This window comes from Kitasatospora sp. NPDC004531, from assembly GCF_053602195.1.
Genome location: NZ_JBSGDD010000060.1, coordinates 40,963 through 47,920, shown reverse-complemented (window position 1 = coordinate 47,920; position 6,958 = coordinate 40,963). Strand labels below are relative to the sequence as shown.

Genomic DNA, 6,958 nt, shown 5'->3' with positions numbered 1-6,958 from the left:
CGCTACGACAAACGCGGATACGTCTACCTCGGAACCGTCACCGCAGCAGCCCTGGTCATCTGGCTCCGCACATGATCGACCGGACAAGTCCTAGTCGAGCGGGCCGCCCGCCACGTAGATGACCTGGCCGGAGACGAAGCCGGCGCCCTCGGAGGCGAGGAAGGAGATGGTGTGCGCGATGTCGTCCGGCACGCCGACCCGCTGGACCGGGATCGCCGAGGCGGCGGCCTGCTTGAAGGCGTCGAACTCCATGCCGACCCGGGCCGCGGTGGCGGCGGTCATGTCGGTGGCGATGAAGCCGGGGGCGACCGCGTTGGCGGTGATGCCGAACTTGCCGAGCTCGATGGCCAGGGTCTTGGTGAAGCCCTGCAGGCCGGCCTTGGCGGCCGAGTAGTTGGCCTGGCCGCGGTTGCCCTGGGCGGAGGAGGAGGACAGGTTGACGACGCGTCCGAAGCCGGCGTCGACCATGTGCTTCTGGACCGCGCGGGTCATCAGGAAGGCGCCCTTGAGGTGGACGTTCATCACGGTGTCCCAGTCGGACTCGGACATCTTGAACAGCAGGTTGTCGCGGAGCACGCCCGCGTTGTTCACCAGCACCACGGGGGCGCCGAGCTCGGCGGCGATCCGGTCGACCGCGGCCTGCACCTGCTCGGCATTCGAGACGTCGGCGCCGACGGCCAGCGCCCGGCCGCCCGCGGCGACGATCGCCTCGGCGGTGCCCTTGGCGTTCGACTCCTCCAGGTCGACCACCGCGACCGCGTAACCGTCGGCGGCCAGCCGCAGCGCGGTGGCGGCGCCGATGCCGCGGGCCGCGCCCGTCACCACGGCCACCCGCACCGGAGCGTCGGCGGTCACGGACGTGCTCTGCTCGGTCATCTTCGTACTCGTCTCTCTCGGAATCGGACGACGGAACCGGCCGGGGCCGGTGACCCGCGGATGAGATTTGAATGAGGTGCGCAGCGCGCAGCGCGGCAACCCTACCGGCGAGTAGAAATTCCGACCAGAGGCAGCGCCGCAGGTGACAGAGGGTGAGGGCGCACGGCGGCCGAGCGGGTGAACCAGGTCGGTCGCCGTCCCGACATACGGGGGAAATATGCCAACTTTGCCGAACCTGCGACTACTCTGCGCCCCTACCTGCCGGTCCAGGCCGACCGTTTGTATAGTGTGCGCCAGCAGCCACCGGCTGCACGGCCGGCGCGTCCTTTCTCACAGCGGGATGCTCACTCGCCGTTACTGCCCCGCTCGGGTGTCCCACACACCCCCGAGCGTGACACCGGGACGGATTTCATGGTGCTGGGGGAGATCCCGACAACCCGTGTGCCCGGCCGACTGCAGCAGTCGCCCGGTCACCTCATCCGCGTGGCCCAGCAGGTACACACCCGCTTGTGGTCCGAATACGTCGGTACCGAGCTGACGGCTCCGCAGTTCGCGGTGCTGCTGGTACTGGCACTCGAGCCCGGAGCCGACCAGCGTACGGTCGGTGAACGGGCCTCGCTCGACAAGGCCACGATGGCCGAGATGGTCGCCCGGCTGGTCAGGCGGGGACTGGTGCTCCGGCGCCGGGACCCGGCGGACGGCCGTCGCAAGCTCCTGGCGCTCTCGCAGAGCGGCGCCCAGGCGGTGCGCGAGGCGACCGGGGGCGTGGTCCGCGTCCAGCGGACCCTGTTCGAGCCGCTCAGCCCCGACGAGCAGCTCGAACTCGTCCGGACCATGGCACGGATCGCCCGGCTGGAGCCGGCCGCCGTCGCCGTGATGGCCGACGCCCGGCCCACGCTGGACGCCCAGCGGGCCATCGGCTACCTGATCCGGGTCGCCCAGCAGGTGCACACCAAGCTCTGGTCGGAGAAGGTCGGCACCGAGCTGACCGCTCCTCAGTACGCGGTGCTGGACGCGCTGGAGACCGAACCGGGCGCCGACCAGCGCACGGTGGGTGAGCTCGCCTCGCTGGACAAGGCGACGATGGCCGAAATGGTCAGCCGGCTGGTGCGACGCGGCCTGGTGCTGCGCCGCCGCGACCCCTCGGACGGGCGCCGCAACCTGCTCTCGCTCTCCCCGACCGGCCAGGAGCTGCTGCACCGCTCCACCGCCGGGGTCCGCGAGGTCCAGGAGGCACTGCTCGCTCCGCTGGAGCCGCACGAGCACGCGTCGGCGCTGGCGCTGCTCGCGAAGGCGGCCCGGCTGTAACGATTCTGCAAAGCGTCGTCCAAAATTTTGGGCGACGATCGCGCCCCGGCGGGCACGCGGCACCGCCCGGGACGCTCCGGAAGGGGCCGACACCACTCAGGTGTCGGCCCCTTCCGGGTTCCAGCCTTCGTCACGCTCCGTGCTGACGCGGCGTCAGCTCGGGCTGATGCGACGTCAACTCACGGGCGGTTAGCGGCGGGTCAGTTCCAGTCGAATCCGGCCGGGTCGGGGCCGATCCGCTTGCCGGTGGCGACGCCCGCGAGCGCCGCCAGGTCCTCGGCGTCCAGCTCGAAGCCCGTCACGTCCAGGTTCTGCCGGATCCGGGCCGGGGTGACCGACTTCGGGATGGCGATCACGCCGCTCTGCAGGTGCCAGCGCAGCACCACCTGGGCCGTCGAACGGCCGTGCTTCTCGGCGATCTTCACCAGCGCGGGCTCGGCCAGCAGCTCGCCGCCCTGGCCCAGCGGGCTCCAGGCCTCGGTGGCGATGCCGTGCTCGGCGTGGAAGGCGCGCAGCTCGGTCTGCGGGAAGTACGGGTGCAGCTCGACCTGGTTCAGCGCCGGGACCACCGTGGTCTCCTTGAGCAGCAGCTCCAAGTCCGGGACGCGGAAGTTGGAGACGCCGATCGCGCGGACCCGGCCGTCGGCGAGCAGCTGCTCGAAGGTGCGCCAGATGTTCAGGAAGGACGGGCCGTGCATCGGGCGCGGCCAGTGGATCAGGTACAGGTCGAGCTGCTCCAGGCCGAGCTTGGCCATCGACTCGTCGAAGGCGCGCAGCACCCGGTCGCGGCCCTGCTCGCCGGTCCAGTCGACGGTGCCGGAGTTCCACAGCTTGGTGGTCACGAACAGCTCGTCCCGGGCCACGCCGGCCTCGGCGATCGCCCGGCCGGTGCCCGCCTCGTTCTCGTAGACCTGGGCGGTGTCGATCGAGCGGTAGCCCGACTCGATCGCGGTGCGCACCGCCGGGACGGCCTCCGCGTCCGGCACCTGCCAGACGCCGAAGCCGAGCTGCGGGATCCGCACGCCGTTGTTCAGCGTGATCGAGGGGATCGGGGGTACTGCGGGAGTGCTGGTCACTGGAAGGGGTGCCCTTCGGTCGTGCGTGTGTGGACGGGTGTTGCCAAGAGGGCGGCAACCGCGGCGAACGTCGCCGTATTCCCGACGGCGGGCCGGGCTCCCGGCGCGCCGGGGCGGGCGGGCCGGGCATCGAACGGGTAACGGGTTGGGCCGGTCGGGTGAATGGGCGGGGCGGGCGGTGGTGGTGCGGCGGCGGGTGTGGGGGCCGGGCGCAGACTGCCAGGGTGACCAAGACTTCAGGTGGTTCCCCGTCCGCGTCCCGCCGCAGTGAGATCGGCGGCATCCCGACCCGGTACATCGGGATCGGCGTCATCGTGGTGCTGGCGGTCTGGTTCCTGCTCGCCAACCTGGACAAGGTGCGGATCCAGTTCTGGGTCTTCACCGTCACCTGCCCGCTGTGGATCGCCCTGTTGGCCACGCTGCTGGCGGGGGCGGCGCTCGGCTGGATGCTGAAGGGCCGGCGCACCCCGTGACGGCTCCGCAGGAAGCGGCGGGGCGGTCGGTCGGGGAGCCGCTGATCGAGCTGCGCGGGGTCAACAAGCACTACGGGCGACTGCACGTCCTGCAGGACATCGACCTGACGGTCGGCCGGGGCGAGGTCGTGGTGGTGATCGGCCCGTCCGGGTCGGGGAAGTCCACGCTGTGCCGGGCGATCAACCGGCTGGAGCCGGTGGAGAGCGGCGACATCCTGATCGAGGGGCAGCCGCTGCCCGCCGAGGGCAAGGGCCTGGCGAAGCTGCGGGCCGAGGTCGGGATGGTCTTCCAGTCCTTCAACCTGTTCGCGCACCGCACGGTCCTGCAGAACGTCACGCTGGCCCAGATCAAGGTCCGCAGGCGCGGCAGGGCGGAGGCCGAGGCCAAGGGGCGGGCGCTGCTGGAGCGGGTCGGGCTGGCCTCGCAGGCGGACAAGTACCCCTCGCAGCTGTCCGGCGGGCAGCAGCAGCGGGTGGCGATCGCCCGGGCGCTGGCGATGGACCCGAAGGCGCTGCTGTTCGACGAGCCGACCTCGGCGCTCGACCCCGAGATGATCAACGAGGTGCTGGAGGTGATGCGCTCGCTGGCCGCCGAGGGAATGACCATGGTGGTGGTCACCCACGAGATGGGGTTCGCGCGCTCCGCCGCCAACCGGGTGGTCTTCATGGCGGACGGGCGGATCGTCGAGGACCGCGTCCCCGAGGAGTTCTTCGCGAACCCGCGCAGCGAGCGCGCCCGGGACTTCCTCTCCAAGATCCTGAAGCACTGAGGCGGCGCGCGGTGAACCAGCGGTACATCCTGCGTGCGCTCGCCCTGGCCCTGGCGCTCCCCGGCCTGGCCGCCGGCTTGTCGGGCTGCGGCAAGGAGGGCACCCCGCCGCCCAAGGGCCCGCAGCCCGAGGCGCTGCCCAGCTACGAGGTGCGCGCCAACACCGTCACCGGCTCGCCCACGCTGGACGCGGCCCGGGCGCGCGGGCACCTGGTGGTCGGCGCCAAGGAGGACCAGCCGTACCTGGGGCAGAAGAACCCGGCCACCGGCGAGTACTCCGGCTTCGACATCGAGATCGCCAGGATGGTCGCCGCCGACCTCGGCTTCGGGCCCGACCGGATCGAGTTCCGCACCATCGCCTCCGCCAACCGGGAGACCGCGCTGCAGAACGGCCAGGTCGACTACTACGTGGGCACGTACACCATCAACGCCAACCGCAAGAAGCTGGTCGGCTTCGCCGGGCCGTACTTCATCGCCGGGCAGGCGCTGATGGTCCGCAAGAGCGAGACGAAGATCAACGGGCCGCAGGACCTGGCCGGGCGGAAGGTCTGCTCGGCCGCCGGGTCCACGCCGTACCAGCGGATCAAGAACGACTACCCCAAGGCCGAGCTGATCGGCTACGACACCTACTCGGCGTGCGTGGACAACCTGATCAGCAACCAGGTCGACGCGGTCACCACCGACAACGCGATCCTGCAGGGCTACGTGGCGAAGGTCCCCGACGAGCTGAAGATGGTCGGCGAGCCGTTCTCCACCGAGCCGTACGGCATCGGCGTCCCCAAGAACGACACCGTGCTGCGGATGGCCATCAACGACGCGCTGCAGCGGAACATGGACAACGGCAACTGGAAGAAGGCGTACGACGCGACGCTCGGCCTCTCCGGGGTGCCCGCGCCGCCGCCCCCGGCCATCGACCGGTACAACTGAGCAGGGGCCGCGGATGAACGTCCTGACCGACAACTGGTCCACCTACTGGCACGGCTTCCTCGGAACCCTGTGGCTGACCCTGGTCAGCGCCGCGCTCGCGCTGGTGCTCGGGGTGGTGATGGCGGGCTTCCGGGTCTCGCCGGTCAAGCCGCTGCGGGCCTTCGGCACCGGGTGGGTGACGGTGCTCCGGAACACCCCGCTGACGCTGCTGTTCTTCATCGTGGTGCTGGGTCTGCCGCGGTTCTCCATCACGCTGCCGTTCTTCATCTTCGCCGTGCTGGCGCTGGGCTGCTACACCTCGGCGTTCGTCTGCGAGGCGCTGCGCTCCGGGGTGAACACGGTGCCGGTCGGGCAGGGCGAGGCAGCCCGCAGCCTGGGCATGACCTTCGGTCAGACGCTGAGCCTGGTCGTCCTGCCGCAGGCGTACCGCTCGGTGGTCGCGCCGCTGGGCAGTGTGATGATCGCGCTGGCGAAGAACACGGCGATCGCCGGCTCGTTCAGCGTGGTCGAGCTGCTCGGGACCTACCGGACCATCAACGAGCTGGGCTACAGCATCATCTGGACCTTCGTCTGGATCGCGGTCGGCTATCTGATCATCACGCTGGCGATCAGCGCTCTGTTCAACCTGCTGGAACGACGGGTGGCGGTGTCCCGATGACGGTGGAGTCCTCCGCGCTGTACGACGTCCCCGGTCCGAAGGCACTGGCCCGGCACCGGCTGTACGGCCTCCTGGCGCTGCTGGTGATCGCCGCGGTGGTCGGCTGGGTGATCTGGATGCTGTTCCACACCCACCAGTTCACCTACCAGAAGTGGACGGCCTTCCAGTACAAGGGCGTTCAGGAGCTGCTGCTGCGCGGCCTCGGCAACACCCTGAAGGCGTTCGGCTGGACGGTGCTGTTCGCGCTGCCGTTCGGCGCGCTGTTCGCCGCCGGGCGACTCTCCGACCACCGGGCGGTGCGCTGGGTGTCCACGCTGGTGGTGGAGTTCTTCCGGGCCATGCCGCTGCTGGTGATGATCTTCTTCATCTTCGTCGCCCTCAAGGTCGAACCGCTGTGGGCACTGGTGGCCGGCCTCACCCTGTACAACGGCTCGGTGCTGGCCGAGGTGTTCCGGGCCGGGGTGCTCGCCGTGCCCAAGGGACAGAAGGAGGCGGCGTTCGCGCTCGGGCTGCGCAAGACCCAGGTGATGACGTACGTGCTGGTGCCGCAGGCCGTCCGGGCGATGCTGCCGACCATCGTCAGCCAGCTGGTGGTGGCGCTGAAGGACACCTCGCTGGGCTTCCTGATCACCTTCGAGGAGTTCCTGCACGCCGGGAAGCTGATCGCCACCAACCTGGACTACGACCTGCCGTTCATCCCCGTGGTGATGGTGATCGCGCCGATCTACATCGGCATGTGTCTGCTGCTGTCCTGGCTGGCCAAGTGGCTGGAGCGGCGCGGGCGGCGCAGCCCGCGCGAGGTGGTGGAGCCGCCCGCCGAGATCGGGCCGGTGCTGGACGCGCAGGGGTGACGAAAAGGCCGGTGGCCCGG

8 protein-coding genes are annotated in these 6,958 nt (G+C 70.3%); 6 read left to right on the top strand and 2 right to left on the bottom strand.

The genetic code is table 11. From position 1 onward, the window contains the following. Positions 1-90: 90 nt before the first annotated feature. Entirely contained in the window at positions 91-876 is a 786-nt protein-coding gene (fabG, locus tag ACWEMJ_RS22855) for a 3-oxoacyl-ACP reductase FabG (protein ID WP_452138951.1), read from the bottom strand. Between the two features lie 483 nt (positions 877-1,359). Between fabG and ACWEMJ_RS22850 the strand changes: the two genes are divergently transcribed. Beyond that, complete coding sequence (locus tag ACWEMJ_RS22850) at positions 1,360-2,184, top strand: MarR family winged helix-turn-helix transcriptional regulator (protein ID WP_452138950.1); 825 nt, start codon at positions 1,360-1,362, stop codon at positions 2,182-2,184. Positions 2,185-2,384: 200 nt separating this feature from the next. Here the strand turns inward: ACWEMJ_RS22850 and ACWEMJ_RS22845 are convergent, their stop codons facing one another. Beyond that, positions 2,385-3,260 (bottom strand): aldo/keto reductase, encoded by an 876-nt coding sequence (locus ACWEMJ_RS22845; protein WP_452138949.1) that lies wholly within the window; start codon positions 3,258-3,260, stop codon positions 2,385-2,387. A 224-nt stretch (positions 3,261-3,484) separates the two neighbouring features. Here ACWEMJ_RS22845 and ACWEMJ_RS22840 point away from each other — a divergent pair, with 224 nt between their 5' ends. Genes ACWEMJ_RS22840 through ACWEMJ_RS22820 form a run of 5 tightly spaced genes read left to right on the top strand, consistent with a single transcriptional unit; the run spans position 3,485 to position 6,938 of the window. Next, on the top strand, positions 3,485-3,733 hold the full coding sequence (locus tag ACWEMJ_RS22840) for a lipopolysaccharide assembly protein LapA domain-containing protein (RefSeq protein WP_452138948.1): 249 nt from the start codon (positions 3,485-3,487) through the stop codon (positions 3,731-3,733). Between the two features lie 41 nt (positions 3,734-3,774). After that, complete coding sequence (locus ACWEMJ_RS22835) at positions 3,775-4,503, top strand: amino acid ABC transporter ATP-binding protein (RefSeq protein ID WP_452138952.1); 729 nt, start codon at positions 3,775-3,777, stop codon at positions 4,501-4,503. A gap of 11 nt (positions 4,504-4,514) precedes the next feature. Then, the gene (locus tag ACWEMJ_RS22830; protein WP_452138947.1) at positions 4,515-5,429 is read left to right on the top strand and encodes a glutamate ABC transporter substrate-binding protein; all 915 of its coding nucleotides are present in this window, start codon (positions 4,515-4,517) and stop codon (positions 5,427-5,429) included. Positions 5,430-5,442: 13 nt separating this feature from the next. Further along, positions 5,443-6,087, top strand: coding sequence for an amino acid ABC transporter permease (locus ACWEMJ_RS22825; RefSeq protein WP_452138946.1), 645 nt, complete (start codon positions 5,443-5,445; stop codon positions 6,085-6,087). Then, positions 6,084-6,938, top strand: a complete 855-nt coding sequence (locus ACWEMJ_RS22820) for an amino acid ABC transporter permease (protein ID WP_452138945.1) — start codon at positions 6,084-6,086, stop codon at positions 6,936-6,938. The genes ACWEMJ_RS22825 and ACWEMJ_RS22820 overlap by 4 nt, the downstream gene beginning before the upstream one ends. Positions 6,939-6,958: the final 20 nt, after the last annotated feature.

What these genes read in the sequence shown, in the direction of transcription:
- fabG (WP_452138951.1), bottom strand. Translation starts at nt 876, where the DNA reads ATGACCGAGCAGAGCACGTCCGTGACCGCCGACGCTCCGGTGCGGGTG.
- ACWEMJ_RS22825 (WP_452138946.1), top strand. Translation starts at nt 5,443, where the DNA reads ATGAACGTCCTGACCGACAACTGGTCCACCTACTGGCACGGCTTCCTC.
- ACWEMJ_RS22820 (WP_452138945.1), top strand. Translation starts at nt 6,084, where the DNA reads ATGACGGTGGAGTCCTCCGCGCTGTACGACGTCCCCGGTCCGAAGGCA.